The sequence below is a fragment of the Hyphomicrobium album genome (assembly GCF_009708035.1).
Taxonomy (GTDB): Bacteria; Pseudomonadota; Alphaproteobacteria; order Rhizobiales; family Hyphomicrobiaceae; genus Hyphomicrobium_A; species Hyphomicrobium_A album.
This window is the reverse complement of record NZ_WMBQ01000001.1, coordinates 505,847-522,025: the sequence shown is the minus strand read 5'-3', so window position 1 is coordinate 522,025 and position 16,179 is coordinate 505,847. Positions and strand designations below refer to the sequence as shown.

Below are 16,179 nucleotides of genomic sequence, written 5' to 3'. Positions count from 1 at the left end.
TCGTCGGCTAGGCGCATCAGCGCTTGATGCGGAACTGAATCGGCAGCGACAGGCTGATGGTGATGTCAGCGATATCGGAAGGCGGTTGAGGAAAGGGGCTGGCGCGGGTCAGCACCTCGATCGCCTCCTTGTCGAGCAGGTCGGAGCCGGAGCTCTTGTCGAGGTGGGTGTCGATCACCTTGCCCGAGCGGTCGAGCTTGAACGACACATGCGCGACGCCCTCCTCGCCGCTCTTGCGCGCCTCGTGCGGGTACTTCTTGTGCTTGTTGAGGTGCAGCACAAGCGACTTGTGCCAGGTGAGGGTCGTCTCGGACGGCTTCGACGAGATGCCTTGCTTAGGCGCCGCGGGCTTCTCGGCCGGCGGCGCCTCGACGGGCGGTGGCGCGGTGGTCTCGCTCGGCGCGGCAGAAGTCTGCGGCGTTGCCTGCTGCTCCGGCCGCGGATCCTCTTCCGCCTCCTTGACGTCGACCTCCTCGATCGGCACCTGCTTCTCGACGACGACCTCCGGATCGGGGGCGAGCGGCGCCTCCTCGACCTTCGGCATCTCGATGTCGGTCTTCTCCTTGACCTCCTCCATCGGCGCCACGGACGGGGCCGCCTCGTCGGCGCGCAGCCCGATCGCCACGTTGAGCTTCTCCGCCGGGGGCGCTACGGCGATGGGCGCCATTTCGACCATGAACGCGCCGGCGTCCTCCTCCGTGGCGTCGTCCTCGGGCCAATTGACCATCGCCAGGGCACCGGCGACGGCGTGTATCGAGATCATGAGGAAGCCGGCGACAAGCCAGCGGCGCATGCGCGTGCCGGAACCTTCGAGAAACTCGAGGTGCGCGATCATGGGGTCGTCGAAGGCGCAGGTGCGTTGGAGGGAGTGGCAGGAGCTGCCGGTGCCGCTGGGGCGGTCGCGCCAGGTGCGCCGGGCATGATTGGCGGACCCTCGAGGCCGACGAAGGCCACCTTGAGATATCCGGCGGCGCGCAGCGTATCCATCAGCCGCATCAGCTCGCCGTAGGGCACGGTCTTGTCGGCGCGCAGGAACAGGCGCTTGTTGCGATCGCTGCTGGTCTGCGCATCGAGCGAGGAGCCGAGATTGCTCCACAGCACCGTGTCGTTGCCGACGGCGAGCGACAGGTCGGCCTTGAGCGTCACGAAGAGCGGCTTGTCGGGCTTGCCGACGGGCTTGGCCGACGAAACGGGCAACTCGACCGGGACGTCGACCGTCGACAGCGGCGCCACGACCATGAAGATGATCAGGAGCACGAGCATCACGTCGATGAAGGGCGTGACGTTGATCTCGTGGGTTTCCGAGATGTCGTCTTCCGCAAGTTTGCCCGCCATAGACGTTACTCCGCGGCTCTCAGCTCAGGTCGCACGCCGCGGTCGAAGTCCCGCGACAGGAGGCACAACACGGCGACGGACGCGTCGCCGACGAGCGCTTTGTAGCCGCCGATGGCGCGGGCGAAGTGATTGTAGATCATCACCGCGGGAATGGCGGCGACGAGACCGAAGGCGGTGGCGAGCAAAGCTTCGGCGATGCCGGGGGCGACGATGGCGAGGTTCGTCGTTTGCGCTTCCGAGATGCCGATGAAGCTGTTCATGATGCCCCACACGGTGCCGAACAGGCCGACGAACGGCGCCGTCGAGCCGATGGTGGCGAGGACGCCGGTGCCGCGGTTGATGTCGCGGCCGGCGGCGAGTTCGATGCGGTCGAGGCGCGCCGACACGCGCTCCTTGATCGCGTATTTGTCGGCGACGTCCCACGAGGCGCGGGTCTCGGCGACAGCCGCCCGCAGCATCGCGGGCACGGCGCCGCGCTTCGCGTCGACCAGATTGACCGCCTCGCCGATCGAGTTGGCGTCGGTAAGCTTGCGCAGCGCCGCGCGCACGCGGCGGCGCGCGGCGCCCAGCTCGATGCTCTTCGCCAGCCAGACGGTCCACGTGATCACCGAAGCAAAGATCAGTCCGATCATGACCGACTTCACGACGAGGTCGGCCTGCATGAACATGCTCCACGGCGACAAGTCGCGCGGCAGCTTGTGGGCTTCGACGTTGGCAATGGGAGTAGGGGGCGTCGCCGCCGGTGCCGGGGTGACCCCGGGATCATCAACGTGATGTGCGCCATCGGTCGCGCCGGGGGGCGTCGTGGCTGCAGGCGCCGCGTCGGCGTTCGGCGCCGCGGGGGACTGTGTTGCACCCGGTGCGGACGGAGTGGTCGCCGCAGGCGTGCTTGGAGCAGCTGCCGACGGGGATGACGAGTTCGGGCTCTCGCTCGTTACAGGCGGCGACGTTGCGGGTGCCGGCTGAGCGGTGTCCTGCGCGGACGCCGCGGCGATACCGGCGATAGTCAATGCGACGGCGGCACAGGCAATTTTAGAAGAGTTCAAAAGTTGCGAGGGACGATGAGCCATGACGCCGCGCTGTTATCCAGATGCAAAAACCCCGAGGGGCTTCATAGGTGATACCTTACTTTGCATGTCAAGTTTGAACTCAATTATGCGACAACGCTGACTAAGGATACAGGCCGGCGCGTTGCCTCGGTCCACCAGCTCCCGACACAGCAGAAGTAGGCGGCACAACTTGGGCACGCGGCTATTGTGCGTGGTCGGATCGTGACAGGGGCCCTTTGGGCTTAGGCGTGGCAGTGCTATCTAAGGCACATGAGCGACGAACCGATGCCGAAGGACGAGGCGGGCTGGCGCAAGCAATTGACGCCGGAGCAGTACCGCATCTTGCGCGAAAAAGGCACCGAGCCGCCGTTCACCGGCGAGCATCTCCACACCGAGGCGGACGGCACATTCACCTGCGCCGCGTGCGGCAACCCTCTCTTCGCCTCGGATACGAAGTTCGACTCCGGCACAGGCTGGCCTTCATTCGACGAGGCGCTGCCCGGCGCCGTCGAGTATCACACAGACAACTCGCACGGCATGGCGCGAACGGAGATCACCTGCGCGCGCTGCGGTTCGCACTTGGGCCACGTCTTCGACGACGGACCGACGGCGAGCGGCAAGCGCTATTGCATCAACTCGGTGTGTCTCAATCTCGATGAGAAGAGTTGACCGCCGGCGTTTTCAAATGCCGGCGTACCACTCGTAGCCGAGATCTTCCCAGAAGCCGCCGCGGCCCCCGCGGATCATCGCGAAGTTCGAGACCGCCTCGATGCGCTCGACGTATTTGGCGTGCTTGTAGCCGAGCTGGCGCTCGACGCGCAGCCGGATGGGCGCGCCGTGCGGCTCGGTGAGCGCCGCTCCATTCATGTCGTAAGCCAGGATCGTCTGCGGATGGAACGCGTCGATGAGGTCGATGCTCTCGTAGTAGTTGCCGGTGCGGCCGAGCTTGTCGGCGCAGTGGAAGACGAGGTAGCGCGCCTCGGGCTTGAGGCCGACGCTTTGCAGAAGCGGACCGAGCTGTGCCCCGGTCCATTTGCCGATGGCGCTCCAGCCCTCGACGCAGTCATGGCGGGTGATCTGCGTGCGCGCCGGTAGCGTGCGAAGCTCTGCGAGGCTCAGCGCCGTCGGCCGCTCGACGAGGCCGTCGATTTTCAGCCGCCAGTCGGTGAAGCCGCCGAGCAGCGCCTGCCGATAAAGGGGATCGGCGACGCGCGTCGAGCCGTTGGCCTTGAAGTGCTTCGACAGGTCGGCCTCGGTGTACTCGCGCGCGAGTGAGCGCTGCGACAGCACCAAGCGCTGCACGCGCTCGGTTGCGCCTTCGGCCTTGTAGAGCACGTCGCGGAAGTCCGGGCTTTGCGAAAGCTGGTCGCAGCCGCCGAGCAACACCGCGCCGCCGACGGCACCACCGCGAATGAGGAAGCTTCTTCGGCTCAGGCGTTCACTTGCCATGGGTCGCCTCCTCGGTCTCGATCACGTAGCGCCCGGTGATCATCGATCGGATGTTGTTCCAGGTTCCCGTGGCGACCACCATGACGAGATGGACGACGACGAAGAGCGTAATGCCGGTGGCGCAGAGGAAGTGGATGGTGCGCGCCGACTGACGGCCGCCGAACACGTCGAGCATGAACGGGAAGGCCGCGTTCATGGCGGGCGACATCGTGAGGCCGGTGAGCACAACGAGTGGCAACAGCCCGAAGATCACCGCCAGGTAGGCGAGCTTCTGCAACACGTTGTAGCTCTTCGCCTCCTCGCCCTTGGGGAAGTGGAAACGAACGTGCTCCCAGATCGACTGCCCGATGTGGCGGAGCTGTGAGCGGGTCGGTGCGAGATCGCGGCGCACGTGGCCGCTCCATGCGGCATAGATGAGGTAGGCGAGGCCGTTGAGCACGAACAGCCAGGCGAAGAAGAAATGCCAGCGGCGCCCCGTGGCGAGGTCGCGATAGGAGGGCAGCGTGATCCAGCTGGGAAAGCCGCGGTCCTCGTATTCGCCGCTCGCATCCCGTGAGAGGCCGAGCACGCCGGTCGTGTCGAACTGCGCGCTGCCGATGGTGGTGATACCGCGATAACTGCCGTCGGGCTGTTCGACGGCACGCATGCTCAGCACGGCGCGGTCGGGCTCCGACTTCTCGCCGAAATAGAGCGTCGGATGGGCGTTGAAGATCTGCAGGCCGCTCACCAGAAGCACGAGCAGGCAAAAGGCATTCACCCAGTGGGTGATGCGCACCATCACCGAATGGCGATAGACGATCTCGGGCTGCGGAACGATGGCAGAGCTGACCATTGGGTTAGACCTCTCTCGCTAGCCTAGCGCGCCGGCCGGCGCACGGGCGCTATCGGTTCAATAGCGAGTGGATATCTCCGTAAACCAAGCAGGAACGGTGTCGAGGACCGCCGCTTCCAGGCGTTTGTCGAAGCCGCTGACGATCGCGAGACCCACGGCGATCAACAAGATGCCGAGCACCACCTTGCCGCCTTTGCCGGCCTCGGCGAGGCGGCCGCGCCAGCGCAGCAGCGTCTCGCGCGATAGCATGCCGAGCAGCAGCAGCGGGAGAGCCGCGCCGACACCGAAGGCAAGCATGATCAGCGCGACCTGGCCGAGATCCTTGCCCTGCGCGGCAAGGAGCGATGCGGCGCCGAGGGTCGGGCCGACGCATGGGCTCCACACGGCGCCGAGCAGCAGCCCGAGGGCGAACTGACCCTGCAACCCGCCGGTGCTGAATCCGCCGAAGCTGTTTTCCGCCCAGCCGCTGATCGGCGCCGCCGCGGTGGCGAACTGCACTTGCAACTGCGGAACGAGCAGGATGACGCCGATGCCGATCAGCAGGAGCGCGGCGAAGATGCGGAAGGCGCCGGCGTCGATACCTATCGAGAAGCCGACGGTCGCCACGAACAGCCCGACGGCGACGAAGGAGGAGGCCAGTCCAGCAGCCAGCGCCACCGGGCCGAGACGGTGCTCCGACACGGCGGTCGCCAAGATGATGGGAAGCAACGGAAGGACGCACGGCGACAGCGTCGACAGCGCCCCGGCGAAAAATGCAAACGTGGCGCTGCCGAGGAGCATGGGAGTCGCTGCCTAGTTGAGCGTCGTGCCGATGAGCTTCTCGATCGACGCGGCGTTGGTGTCGCCCACAGAGCGGCCCGTCTCCTTCTCGCCCTTGAAGCCGATGAGCGTGCTCTGCTTCTGCACGTTGAACGTATCCAGCGCGTCGCGCTGATTGTCGTAGTCCACCTTGAACACGACGAGGCTGTCGTACTTCGGGTTTGTCTTCAGGCCTCCGAGGACTGCCTGCTGCGCGCGGCAAACGGGGCACCAGGAGGCATAGGCGTCGACGAGGATCGGCTTGCCGGCGTTTTGCGCGGCCTTGAAGGCGTCCATGTCGAACGGTTTCTCTTCGAACGCCCAGGCGGCGCCGGCGGAGAGGGCCAAGGCGGCGACGGCAAACGCGACACGCTTAAGGATTCGTACGGGGGGCATGATCTACTCCTTGGAGCGAGCCCTGTCAGTTAGAGAGGATACGCCGGCGCGCGAGAGAAAGTTACAGTGTTCGGCTAGGCCGCCGGCGCCGCGCTCAGTGCAGGCAGTTGCAGCGAGATGCGACATCCACGCTCGGGCGTCTCGATGGTCAGCGTCGGACGAGCGTCGAAGCACACGTGCATCCGGCGACCGGCGAACTGCTGGTCGGCTATGACGACTAATTCCGGAGCTGATAATGCCTCCCCCATCCGCGGGGGAGGCGATCCGTCCCGCCTCAGCGCCAGAGGCCCAGGTCGTCCCACTTCGCCTCAGGGATCTCGGCGCCGAGCTCGTAGGTGAAGGACAGCGCCTTCATCTGGTCGGGCGTCACGTCGCATTTGAACTTCACCGAGTACCAGTGCGACTTGGCGCGGACGGCACCGCCCTTGGCGGCAACCTGTGTGCCGTTGAAGGCGGCGCGGGTCGTTATGCTGGTCTTCAGGCGGTCGGCCTTCGGCAGCTTGCCCTCGCGTCGAATGATGTCGATCCCCTTCATGACGCACACCTGGTGGGCCCGCTCCTCGGGATCGAGCTTCGCCAATTGCTGGTCGATGCTGCCGGCAGCGACGGCGACCGGCCCCAGCAGCAGCGCGGCGAGCGCGCCGCAAACGCGTATCATTCCTATCCCCCATCCGGGCCTACCAGGCCCAACTCACAGCTTCCCCGGGAAAGCTGGTGGGATGAGAACGGGGCCGTGTTGTGACGGGGTGATATTTTTCTCCCGTCGGCGGCAACCATTGCGGCACTCCAGCGTTTCGGCCGAATCTGGGTCGGGATAGGCGCCTCCCGTCCTGTAGCCGCAGATGCGTCCATATGGGCTCGGATCACCCGGGCGTTGGGGAGCTTACCGCTCTGCGGCACCCGGCCAGCGAAAGAGGACAGTGAGCAAGCAATCGGCATACGCGGGGGGGCGATGATGGCCGATGAGCTAATCCCGGCCGAAGTCCGCGCATTTATACAGACCTACATCCAATCCATCGCCGACCTCGAGGCTTTGCTGTTCCTGGCGCGCAACGTTGACGCGAAGTGGACGGCGGCAAGCGTCGCCAAGCAGCTCTATATCGAGGAAGCGCAGGCTGCCGAAGTGCTGGAGCGCCTGTGCGGCGAGGGCCTGGCGCAGTGTCAGGCCGGCAACTTCTGGTTCAACAACGAGCCCCTAGGTCAACGCGCCATCGTCGAGCGGCTCGCCGACATCTATTCCCAACACCTCATTCCCGTAACCAACCTCGTTCATTCGCGGCCGGCGGGCGCCCGTGCGTTCGCAGCGGCTTTCAAATTCAGAAAGGATCGATGACACATGGGTCCTGCCATCTATCTTCTGTGCTCGGCAGCAGCGGCCACCTGCGCCTATCTGCTGCTGCAAGCCTACCGCCGGGGCGGCTCCAGGCTCCTCCTGTGGAGCGGGCTCTGCTTCGTGGGGCTGACCATCAACAATCTCATCCTGGTGGCGGACAAGGTCATCGTGCCCCACATCGACCTGTCGCTGTACCGGACGTCGGCCGCGCTCGTTGCCATGACGGTGCTGCTGTACGGCCTCATCTGGGACGCCGAGCGATGAAAGCGGATCTGTACCCCATGCTCATGGGTGCCGTGGCGATGGCATCGTTCGTCGCCACGCTGTTCTTCCTGCGCTTCTGGACGCAGACACGCGACCCGCTTTTCCTATTCTTTTCGGCGGCGTTCGCACTCGACACGCTCTCGCGCGTGGCGCTGGCGATGAGCCACCCGTCGGACGAACTCGAGCCCTTCTACTATGTGGCGCGGCTGGTGATGTTCGGGCTCATCATCGCGGCAATCATCCAAAAGAACCGCCCGCGCCGCACGGGCCGTCAGGGCAACTAAGGGCCCAAAACAGCGCATCCCCGGACGAATGCCGGGGATGCCTGCAGTCATACGCTCAACATGAAGCTGATCAGCGATTGAGGGCGACGACCAGCGCTTTGGGGTTGCCGCCGTTGTCGCTGATGAAGCTCTGGAACAGATTGTCGAGGAACGACGTCATCCAGAAGCCGATGACCTGCGCGTCGCGGACCTTGTAAGTGTTGCCGCGCTTCACGATGAGCCAGCGCACGTCGTAGCCGTCGCCGCTGGCGAGGGTGATGCGGCTGTCCACATACGTGCCGCGCGCGTCTTCCTTCGACTGCGCGGTGACGATGAAGCGCGCCACCGGGTATTTCGGCGCCTCCTTCGAGGCGTAGCGGGCGATGAAATTGATCATGCCGTTGTAGTAGATCGGGCGGTCCGTCTTCGGCAGGCTGCGCGCGTACTCACCCAGCGCACTGATGCCGATCGAGGGCACATCGGCGTTCGAGTTGAGGACCATGGCGAACTGACCGACCGATCCCGAGCGGGAGGCGGCGAGCAACTCGTTGCCGACGCGCTTCATGAAGCCGGCCGGGCTTTCCTTGCGGACAACCGGAGCCGCCTCCGTCGCGGCGGCGGGGGGCGCGGCAGGGAGCGTAGCCGTGGCTGTTGGCGGCGCTGGTGGCGCGGCCTGGGCCATGGCGGCCATCGGCATCGCAACGACTGCCGCACAGGCCAGCGCGCGCACAAGGCCACGCCGCGGCGCAATCGAGGTCACGGGAAACTGCATACTCTCGGGCTCCCTCCTGAGGGCGTGCCTGCACATTCTAGGTACGTGCCCCGGTCCTTGTATTAGCCATGTGAGGCAGCTTTCAGTCAAAGACTGGGCAAGGATCGGGTCGATTTTTTGAGCGGCGGTGGCGCTAAGCATGGGCGGCATCCGGTAGAGGTGCGGTCTGCATCCGCGGCCATAGTCCCTTGAAGCGGTAGAGTTCGGCGGGCGGAATCTGCTTGTGGCCGAGCAGGGAGGCGACGCGCTCGACCTCGCTCTGCGATGTCCGCGGCGCCACACTCAAGAGAATCGATTTCTCCCATACGGGATGGACGAGGATGAGCTCGTGGCGGGCGCCGGAAAGCGAGGCGCGCACGTGGTGCGCGACACCGTTGTACGAAGCGAGCGGAGCCGACCACGTCCAGTTGTGGAAATAGCCGCCCTCGGTGACCGTGACCGTGCCGTTGCCGATGTTGACGGTGCGCGTGGATGCCAAGCGATCGACCAGCCGTTTTGCGGGCAGCCCAATCAGAAAAATGAGGAAGGCGACGGCGAAGAGAATCTCGAGCGTCTGCACCGGGTGCTGCCCGACAAGCGTCCGGACCGCCGGCGACAGCAGTGCCTGGACCATGGCAACGGCGGCACAGGCGGCGCCGATGATTACTGGCACGACGAGGCTCAGCATCACCGCGGCGGTGCGCTGGGAGCAGGTTTGGCTGAGGTGAATGGGCATGTCGGCAGGCATCGCGGGCTCGACCCGGTCGTAAATGGCAACGCGCATATGGTTCGGCGATCCAAAGAGCAGGTGGGAGGAGAAGGTAAACGCGCTTGCTTACTGCGCGGTTAATCGGTGTGCCGAAATGGACCGGCTGGTGTGGCGAGAATGCGCCGCTTGACACATAAACATATCTTTATATGATCCGGCAACTTCGGAGATGCCCGTGTCAGGATCGTTTGCCAGCGACGAGATCGTGACGGCCCTCAAGGCGGCCGCCGAGCCGACGCGGCTGCGCATCCTCCTGCTGCTGGCGGCGGGCGAGCTCAGCGTCAAGGACCTGACGCTCATCCTCAGCCAGAGCCAGCCACGGATCAGCCGCCACTTGAAGCTCCTCGCCGAGGCGGGGCTGGTTGAGCGCTTCCGCGAGGGGAGCTGGGCCTATTTCCACGTGTCCGACCGCGCGGTCGGCGGACGTCTCGCCCTCGACATCCTGGGACTGGTCGACGGCGCCGACCGGGTCATCGCCCGCGACCGGGAACGGGCCGATGCCCTGAAGCGGGAGCGCGAGGCTGCCGCGCAAACGTACTTCCAATCGCACGCGGCCGACTGGGATCGCATCCGTGCCTTGCATGTCGCCGAGCACGACGTGGAGCAGGCGATCGTCGAGGCGCTCGGCCGTAGCCCGTTCAAGCTGCTGGTGGACCTCGGCACCGGGACGGGTCGCATTCTCGAGCTGCTGGCCGACCGCTACGAGCGCGGGATCGGCTTCGATCTCAGCAACGCGATGCTCGCCTATGCCCGCAGTAACCTGTCGAAGGTAAAGCTCGGCCGGGCGCAAGTGCGCCATGGCGACATCTACGCCCTGACCTTGCCTGACGAAGTCGCCGACGCGGTCGTCATGCACCAGGTGCTGCACTTCCTTTCCGATCCGGCGCAGGCCATTCGCGAGGCCGCTCGCGTCCTGGCACCGGGTGGCCGGTTGCTTATCGCCGACTTCGCGCCGCACGATCTGGAGTTCCTACGCGAGGAGTACGCGCACGACCGCCTGGGCTTCACGCCGGCACAGGTGGACAATTGGATGCGCGACGCCGGCCTCGAGCCGCGACTGCAACGCGACATGGCTCCGACGGCGGCGGCCGGTCCGCAGGCGCTCACGGTGTCGCTGTGGTTGGGCGAGCGCCCCGCCGCGACGGCCGATCAATCAAAACCCGCGCGAACCCGCGCACTGCAGGAGGCTCGGTGATGGCAGTAGGATCGGAACGCAAGAGCCGGCTCCTTGGCGCCGACGAGATCGACGTGTCCTTCGAGTTCTTCCCGCCCAAGACGGAGAAGATGGAGGAGGCCCTGTGGTCGTGCATCGAACGGCTGGCGCCCCTAAATCCTGAATTCGTATCGGTGACCTACGGGGCCGGCGGATCGACGCGCGAGCGCACCCACAACACGGTCGTGCGCCTCGTCAACGAAACCAAGTTGAAGCCGGCGGCGCATCTCACCTGCGTAGCCGCCTCGAAGGCGGAGATCGACGCGGTCGCCCAGGACTACTGGAATGAGGGCATCCGCCACATCGTGGCGCTGCGCGGCGATCCGGTCGGGGGGCCCGGGACGAGTTACCACCCGCAAGCGGACGGCTACATCAATGCCGCCGATCTGGTCGGCGGGTTGAAGCGCATCGCGCCGTTCGAGGTGTCAGTCGCCGGCTACCCGGAGAAGCATCCCGAAAGCCCGACATTCGCCGCCGACATGGACAACCTCAAAGCCAAGGTCGATGCCGGCGCCGACAGGATCATCACCCAGTTCAGCTTCGACAACACCCACTACCTGCGCTTCCTGGAGCGCGCCCGCGCCGCCGGCATCTGGGTACCGATCACGCCCGGCATCGTGCCGATCCACAACTTCAAGCAGGTTGCCGGCTTTGCCGCCCGCACCGGCGCCAGCATGCCCTCGTGGCTGGCACGGAGGTTCGACGGCCTTGAAGACGACCCGGCGACGAGCCACCTCGTGGCCGCCGCTGTCGCTACCGAGCAGGCGATGGACCTCGTCGATGAAGGCGTGAAGAAGTTCCATTTCTACACCCTCAATCGCGCCGACCTCGTATACGCCATCTGCCATCTTCTGGGCTTGCGGCCGCACCCGCAGACCCAGCCGGTGAGTGCGGCGGTGAAGCCGGCCAAGGCGCGAGCGACAGGGTAAGGAGTACGAAGATGAAGAAGCATCCCTCCCACGCCGCACTGAAGAGCGCCGCCGACGAGCGCATCCTCATCATCGACGGCGCCATGGGCACCATGATCCAGCGCTACAAGCTGGACGAGGACGGCTATCGCGGCGTGCGCTTCAAGGACTGGCATCGCGACGTCAAGGGCAACAACGACCTGCTCGTGCTGACGCAGCCGCAGATCATCGGCAAGATCCACGAGGAGTATCTGGAGGCCGGCGCCGACATCCTCGAAACCAACACCTTCAACGCTCAGCGCATCTCGATGGCCGACTACGGCATGGAGGACCTCTCCTACGAGATCAACGTCGCGGCGGCGAAGATCGCGCGCGCGGCGGCTGACAAGTGGACGAAGCAGACACCCGACAAGCCGCGCTTCGTCGCCGGCGCCGTCGGTCCGACCAACCGCACCGCGTCGATCTCCCCCGACGTCAACAATCCAGGTTTCCGTAACGTCGATTTCGACGAGCTGCGCGAAGCCTACAAGGAGCAGGTGCGCGGGTTGATGGACGGCGGCGCCGACATCATCCTCATCGAGACCATCTTCGACACGCTCAACGCCAAGGCGGCGGGCGTCGCGACGCTGGAGGTCTTTGAGGAGAAGGGCGTCGAATTGCCGATCATGATCTCCGGCACCATCACCGATCTGTCGGGCCGGACGCTGTCGGGACAGACGCCGGAAGCGTTCTGGTACTCGATGCGCCACCTGCGGCCGTTCTCCATCGGGCTCAATTGCGCCCTCGGTGCCGAGCTGATGCGCCCCTATCTCGCCGAGCTTGCAGCGCATGCGGATGCGCGCGTCTCCGCTTACCCGAATGCCGGTCTGCCCAACGCCATGGGCGAGTACGACGAGACCCCGCACGACATGGCCTGCGCCATGGCGCCCTGGGCCAAGGACGGCATCGTCAACATTGTCGGCGGCTGCTGTGGTTCGACGCCGGACCACATCCGCGAAGTAGCCGAGCACGTCAAAGCGTATAAGCCGCGCAAGCTGCCGAACATCGAGCCGAAGATGCGCCTCTCCGGCCTCGAACCATTCGTGCACGGGTAAGCAACATGGCATGCAAGCGCAACAAGTACCCTCTCCCCGTCGGGGAGAGGGTAAGGGTGAGGGGGCTCTGTTGAGCGTGAACCGATGCGTCAGCGTCTCACCGGTCTTGCTCGCACCCTTCGCCGCCGCGAGACAATTGCGGAGGAGCGGCTATGGGCAGAGCTGCGCGGTCGGCGGCTCGCGGGATGGAAGTTCAAACGCCAAGTGCCACGCGGCCGATACATCCTCGATTTCTACTGCGCCGATGCGGCATTGGTCATCGAGGTGGATGGCTTCCAGCACCTGGAGGATAAGCAAGTCGGCGACGCGGAGAGAACCGCGTTTCTGGAGTCGGAGGGCCTGCGTGTGCTGAGGCTGACCAACGCCGACGTGACGGACAATCTGGAGGGGTCGCTGGAAGCGATCTTCCTTGAGCTGGGGCAACGACCCGCCCCCTCACCCGGCGCTGCGCGCCGGCCTCTCCCCAAGGGGAGAGGCTATGGTGCGGCGGGCGAAAAGGGTGGCGAATAGAAATGACAACGGGAAATGCGGCGCAAGCCTTCATCAACGTCGGCGAGCGGACCAACGTCACCGGGTCCGCCAAGTTCAGAAAGCTGATCGAAGCCAACGACTACCCCGCCGCGCTCGCCGTGGCGCGCAGCCAGGTCGAGAACGGCGCGCAAATCCTCGACATCAACATGGACGAGGGCCTGCTCGACTCCGAGAAGGCGATGCAGACGTTTCTCAACCTCATCGCCTCCGAACCCGACATCTCGCGCGTGCCGGTGATGATCGATAGCTCGAAGTGGAGCGTCATCGAGGCAGGCCTCAAGTGCGTGCAGGGCAAGCCGATCGTCAACTCGATCTCGCTCAAGGAAGGCGAGGAGCAGTTCCTCGACCACGCCAAGAAGGTGTTGCGCTACGGCGCCGCCGTCGTCGTCATGGCGTTCGACGAGCAAGGCCAGGCCGACACCGCCGACCGCAAAGTCGCCATCTGCGAGCGCGCCTACAAGATCCTCACCGAAGAGGTCGGCTTTCCGCCGGAAGACATCATCTTCGATCCCAATATCTTTGCCGTCGCCACGGGCATCGAGGAGCACAACGGCTACGGGCTGGCCTTCATCGAGGCGGCGCGGCGCATCAAGGAGAAGATGCCGCTGGTGCACATCTCGGGCGGTGTGTCGAACCTGTCGTTCGCCTTCCGCGGCAACGAGCCGGTGCGCGAGGCGATGCACTCGGTGTTCCTCTACCATGCCATCCAGGCCGGCATGGACATGGGCATCGTCAACGCCGGGCAGCTGGCGCTCTACGACGACATCCCCGCGGAGCTGCGCGAATTGTGCGAGGACGTCGTTCTCAATAAGCGGCCTGACGCCACCGACCGGTTGCTCGAAGCGGCGGCGAAGTTCAAGGGTGACGGCAGCGGCGCCAAGGCAAAAGAGAAGGATCTTTCCTGGCGCGAAGCACCCGTGCAGGAGCGGCTGACGCATTCGCTGGTGCACGGCATCACCGACTTCATCGAGCAGGACACCGAAGAGGCCCGCCAGCAGGCGGCGAAGCCGCTGCACGTGATCGAAGGTCCACTGATGGCGGGCATGAACGTCGTCGGCGACCTGTTCGGCGCCGGCAAGATGTTCCTGCCGCAGGTGGTGAAGTCGGCCCGCGTCATGAAGCAGGCCGTCGCCTACCTGCAACCCTACCTCGAGGAAGAGAAGAAGCTTTCTGGTCTCGAAGCGATGCCGGCCGCCGGCAAAGTCGTCATGGCGACCGTCAAAGGCGACGTGCACGACATCGGCAAGAACATCGTCGGCGTCGTCCTCCAGTGCAACAACTACGAGGTGATCGACCTCGGCGTCATGGTGCCGGCGGCGAAGATCCTCGAGACGGCCAAGCGCGTGAAGGCCGACATCATCGGTCTGTCGGGCCTCATTACCCCGTCGCTCGATGAAATGTGCTTCGTCGCCGCCGAGATGGAGCGCGAGGGCTTCGTCTGCCCGCTGCTCATCGGCGGCGCGACCACCTCGCGCGTGCACACGGCAGTGAAGATCAGCCCCAACTACGAGAAGGGCCAGGCGATCTACGTGCTCGACGCCAGCCGTGCCGTCGGCGTCGTCTCCAAGCTGCTCTCCGACACGGAGCGTCCCAACTACGTGGGCGAAATCCGCGCCGAGTACGTCAAGGTGCGCGAGGCGCACGTGCGCAACGAGGCTTCGAAGAAGCGCATCCCGCTGACAGCGGCGCGCGCCAACAAGTTCAAGATCGACTGGTCGAGCTACACGCCGCCGAAGCCCACTTTTCTCGGCGCGAAGGCATTCACCGACTACCCGCTCGCCGAGCTGGTGCCGTATATCGACTGGACACCCTTCTTCCAGACGTGGGAGCTGGTCGGCCGCTACCCGGCAATCCTCAAGGACAACAAGGTCGGCGCGGAAGCGCAGAAGCTGTTCAACGACGCGCAAGACATGCTGAAGCGCATCGTGGCTGAGAAGTGGGTGCGTGCCTCCGCCGTCATCGGCTTCTGGCCGGCGAATGCGGTGGGTGACGACATCGCGCTCTACACCGATGAAACGCGCAAGCAGCAACTCGCGACGCTCTTCACGCTGCGGCAGCAGATCGCCCGTGATCCTTCGCGCGATCGCGCGCACACCGCGCTCGCCGACTTCGTCGCGCCGAAGGAGACAGGGCTAGCCGACTACGTCGGTGGCTTTGCCGTCACCTCGGGCCTGGGCGAGGAGGAAGCGATCCAGAAGCACATCAAGGTGACGGACGACTACAGCCGCATCCTCTGCAAGGCGCTGTGCGATCGACTCGCGGAGGCCTTTGCGGAGCGCTTGCACGCGCGTGTGCGGCGGGAGTTCTGGGGCTATGCGTCGGACGAGACGCTCTCCAACGACGATCTCATCCTCGAGAAGTATCGGGGCATCCGACCGGCGCCGGGTTATCCGGCTCAGCCCGATCACACCGAGAAGGCGACGCTCTGGAAGCTGATGGACGTGCACAAGTCAGCCGGCATCGAGCTGACCGAGAGCTATGCCATGTGGCCGGGCGCGGCCGTCTCCGGCTTCTATTTCGCGCATCCCGAGAGCCACTATTTCGGAGTGGGCAAGGTCGAGCGTGACCAGGCCGCGGACTATGCCGCGCGCAAGGGCTGGACGCTTGAGGAGGCGGAGCGCTGGCTCGCCCCCGTGCTCAACTACGATCCGCGCACGCTGCGCGAAGCCGCCGCCTGATACCGGAAAAGCAAAAGGCGCAGAGAGCGGTCTCTCTGCGCCTGGTTTCCTTGGGCGTCTCGAATTGAGCGAGTTGAAGACGCGTGGCCTTGCAGCGGGCAAGCCGTCTATACGACGCCAATCACGATAGCTGCGATGAGGCCGAAAGACAGTAGCGCGGCAAGGACGTTCAGCCGGACCATCAGTTCCATTGTCGCCTCCAATATGCGGTCGCCTTATGCTGGCGGCTCGTCATGTTGCACGCTTGTTTGCCGCGTGCCGGAGCCAGAACGGTATGTGTCTGCCCAACCGGTTGCCAAGCGAAATATTTTTCGCAAATGCGGGAACCGGAAGCGCGTGCAGCGACGGCGGGTCCGCGTCACCCTAGCGGTCGGGACACACGGGGTGTGTCCGCCGCGCCCGGATGAGGGTGATCTCGGCTAAAGACGCGGGGCGCGATCAGCCGAAATGCATCACTAAGTCGGGGTTGCGCGCCGGCGGGCGCATCTGCTGCACTGCGAGACAACATTGTTGGCG

At 65.2% G+C, this 16,179-nt stretch carries 19 protein-coding genes and 1 pseudogene; 10 read left to right on the top strand and 10 right to left on the bottom strand.

Features of this window, described 5'->3' with window-relative positions; translation table 11 throughout:
• Positions 1-16 precede the first annotated feature (16 nt).
• The 3 genes from GIW81_RS02540 to exbB are packed head-to-tail and all read right to left on the bottom strand — an operon-like array spanning position 17 to position 2,003.
• A complete protein-coding gene (locus GIW81_RS02540; protein WP_154737768.1) occupies positions 17-835 on the bottom strand; it encodes an energy transducer TonB in 819 nt (272 codons plus the stop codon).
• Positions 832-1,335, bottom strand: coding sequence for a TonB system transport protein ExbD (gene exbD, locus GIW81_RS02535; protein ID WP_154737767.1), 504 nt, complete (start codon positions 1,333-1,335; stop codon positions 832-834). Before exbD ends, GIW81_RS02540 begins: the two co-directional genes overlap by 4 nt.
• A 5-nt stretch (positions 1,336-1,340) precedes the next feature.
• Complete coding sequence (gene exbB, locus GIW81_RS18950; RefSeq protein WP_407658187.1) at positions 1,341-2,003, bottom strand: tonB-system energizer ExbB; 663 nt, start codon at positions 2,001-2,003, stop codon at positions 1,341-1,343.
• 136 nt (positions 2,004-2,139) lie between these two features.
• Here exbB and GIW81_RS18945 point away from each other — a divergent pair, with 136 nt between their 5' ends.
• Positions 2,140-2,301, top strand: a complete 162-nt coding sequence (locus GIW81_RS18945; RefSeq protein WP_229309061.1) for a hypothetical protein — start codon at positions 2,140-2,142, stop codon at positions 2,299-2,301.
• A 353-nt stretch (positions 2,302-2,654) separates the two neighbouring features.
• Complete coding sequence (gene msrB, locus GIW81_RS02525; protein WP_154737765.1) at positions 2,655-3,053, top strand: peptide-methionine (R)-S-oxide reductase MsrB; 399 nt, start codon at positions 2,655-2,657, stop codon at positions 3,051-3,053.
• A gap of 12 nt (positions 3,054-3,065) precedes the next feature.
• On the opposite strand, the gene GIW81_RS02520 is transcribed toward msrB, so the two are convergent.
• From GIW81_RS02520 to GIW81_RS02500, 5 genes are all read right to left on the bottom strand, one after another.
• Positions 3,066-3,833 (bottom strand): molybdopterin-dependent oxidoreductase, encoded by a 768-nt coding sequence (locus GIW81_RS02520; protein WP_154737764.1) that lies wholly within the window; start codon positions 3,831-3,833, stop codon positions 3,066-3,068.
• Positions 3,823-4,665: a cytochrome b/b6 domain-containing protein gene (locus GIW81_RS02515; RefSeq protein ID WP_154737763.1), complete on the bottom strand. Its 843-nt coding sequence runs from the start codon at positions 4,663-4,665 to the stop codon at positions 3,823-3,825. Before GIW81_RS02515 ends, GIW81_RS02520 begins: the two co-directional genes overlap by 11 nt.
• Positions 4,666-4,722: 57 nt before the next feature.
• A complete protein-coding gene (locus GIW81_RS02510; protein ID WP_154737762.1) occupies positions 4,723-5,445 on the bottom strand; it encodes a cytochrome c biogenesis CcdA family protein in 723 nt (240 codons plus the stop codon).
• Positions 5,446-5,457: 12 nt separating this feature from the next.
• Positions 5,458-5,859: a thioredoxin family protein gene (locus GIW81_RS02505; RefSeq protein WP_154737761.1), complete on the bottom strand. Its 402-nt coding sequence runs from the start codon at positions 5,857-5,859 to the stop codon at positions 5,458-5,460.
• A gap of 274 nt (positions 5,860-6,133) precedes the next feature.
• Positions 6,134-6,517, bottom strand: a complete 384-nt coding sequence (locus GIW81_RS02500) for a DUF930 domain-containing protein (RefSeq protein ID WP_154737760.1) — start codon at positions 6,515-6,517, stop codon at positions 6,134-6,136.
• 297 nt (positions 6,518-6,814) lie between these two features.
• Here GIW81_RS02500 and GIW81_RS02495 point away from each other — a divergent pair, with 297 nt between their 5' ends.
• From GIW81_RS02495 to GIW81_RS02485, 3 genes are read left to right on the top strand one after another with little or no spacing between them, the layout of a single operon-like run.
• On the top strand, positions 6,815-7,192 hold the full coding sequence (locus tag GIW81_RS02495) for a hypothetical protein (protein WP_154737759.1): 378 nt from the start codon (positions 6,815-6,817) through the stop codon (positions 7,190-7,192).
• 3 nt (positions 7,193-7,195) lie between these two features.
• Positions 7,196-7,456, top strand: coding sequence for a DUF5985 family protein (locus tag GIW81_RS02490; RefSeq protein WP_154737758.1), 261 nt, complete (start codon positions 7,196-7,198; stop codon positions 7,454-7,456).
• On the top strand, positions 7,453-7,740 hold the full coding sequence (locus GIW81_RS02485; RefSeq protein WP_154737757.1) for a DUF5985 family protein: 288 nt from the start codon (positions 7,453-7,455) through the stop codon (positions 7,738-7,740). Before GIW81_RS02490 ends, GIW81_RS02485 begins: the two co-directional genes overlap by 4 nt.
• A gap of 70 nt (positions 7,741-7,810) precedes the next feature.
• Here GIW81_RS02485 and GIW81_RS02480 read toward each other — a convergent pair whose 3' ends face one another.
• Together GIW81_RS02480 and GIW81_RS02475 are read right to left on the bottom strand one after the other, a co-directional pair.
• Positions 7,811-8,491 carry an ABC transporter substrate-binding protein gene (locus GIW81_RS02480; protein WP_229309060.1) on the bottom strand — a complete coding sequence of 227 codons (681 nt, stop codon included), beginning with the start codon at positions 8,489-8,491 and terminating at the stop codon, positions 7,811-7,813.
• A 133-nt stretch (positions 8,492-8,624) separates the two neighbouring features.
• Entirely contained in the window at positions 8,625-9,254 is a 630-nt protein-coding gene (locus GIW81_RS02475) for a hypothetical protein (RefSeq protein ID WP_154737756.1), read from the bottom strand.
• 154 nt (positions 9,255-9,408) lie between these two features.
• Here GIW81_RS02475 and GIW81_RS02470 point away from each other — a divergent pair, with 154 nt between their 5' ends.
• The 5 genes and pseudogenes from GIW81_RS02470 (at position 9,409) to metH (ending at position 15,663) form a co-directional block, all read left to right on the top strand.
• Positions 9,409-10,434, top strand: coding sequence for an ArsR/SmtB family transcription factor (locus GIW81_RS02470; RefSeq protein WP_154737755.1), 1,026 nt, complete (start codon positions 9,409-9,411; stop codon positions 10,432-10,434).
• Complete coding sequence (gene metF / locus GIW81_RS02465; protein WP_154737754.1) at positions 10,434-11,381, top strand: methylenetetrahydrofolate reductase [NAD(P)H]; 948 nt, start codon at positions 10,434-10,436, stop codon at positions 11,379-11,381. The genes GIW81_RS02470 and metF overlap by 1 nt, the downstream gene beginning before the upstream one ends.
• A gap of 11 nt (positions 11,382-11,392) precedes the next feature.
• A pseudogene (locus GIW81_RS02460) lies at positions 11,393-12,442 on the top strand (homocysteine S-methyltransferase family protein); the annotation flags it as partial.
• A gap of 96 nt (positions 12,443-12,538) precedes the next feature.
• Positions 12,539-12,964: an endonuclease domain-containing protein gene (locus tag GIW81_RS02455; protein WP_154737752.1), complete on the top strand. Its 426-nt coding sequence runs from the start codon at positions 12,539-12,541 to the stop codon at positions 12,962-12,964.
• Positions 12,961-15,663: a methionine synthase gene (gene metH / locus GIW81_RS02450; RefSeq protein ID WP_324614998.1), complete on the top strand. Its 2,703-nt coding sequence runs from the start codon at positions 12,961-12,963 to the stop codon at positions 15,661-15,663. Before GIW81_RS02455 ends, metH begins: the two co-directional genes overlap by 4 nt.
• Positions 15,664-16,179 lie beyond the last annotated feature (516 nt).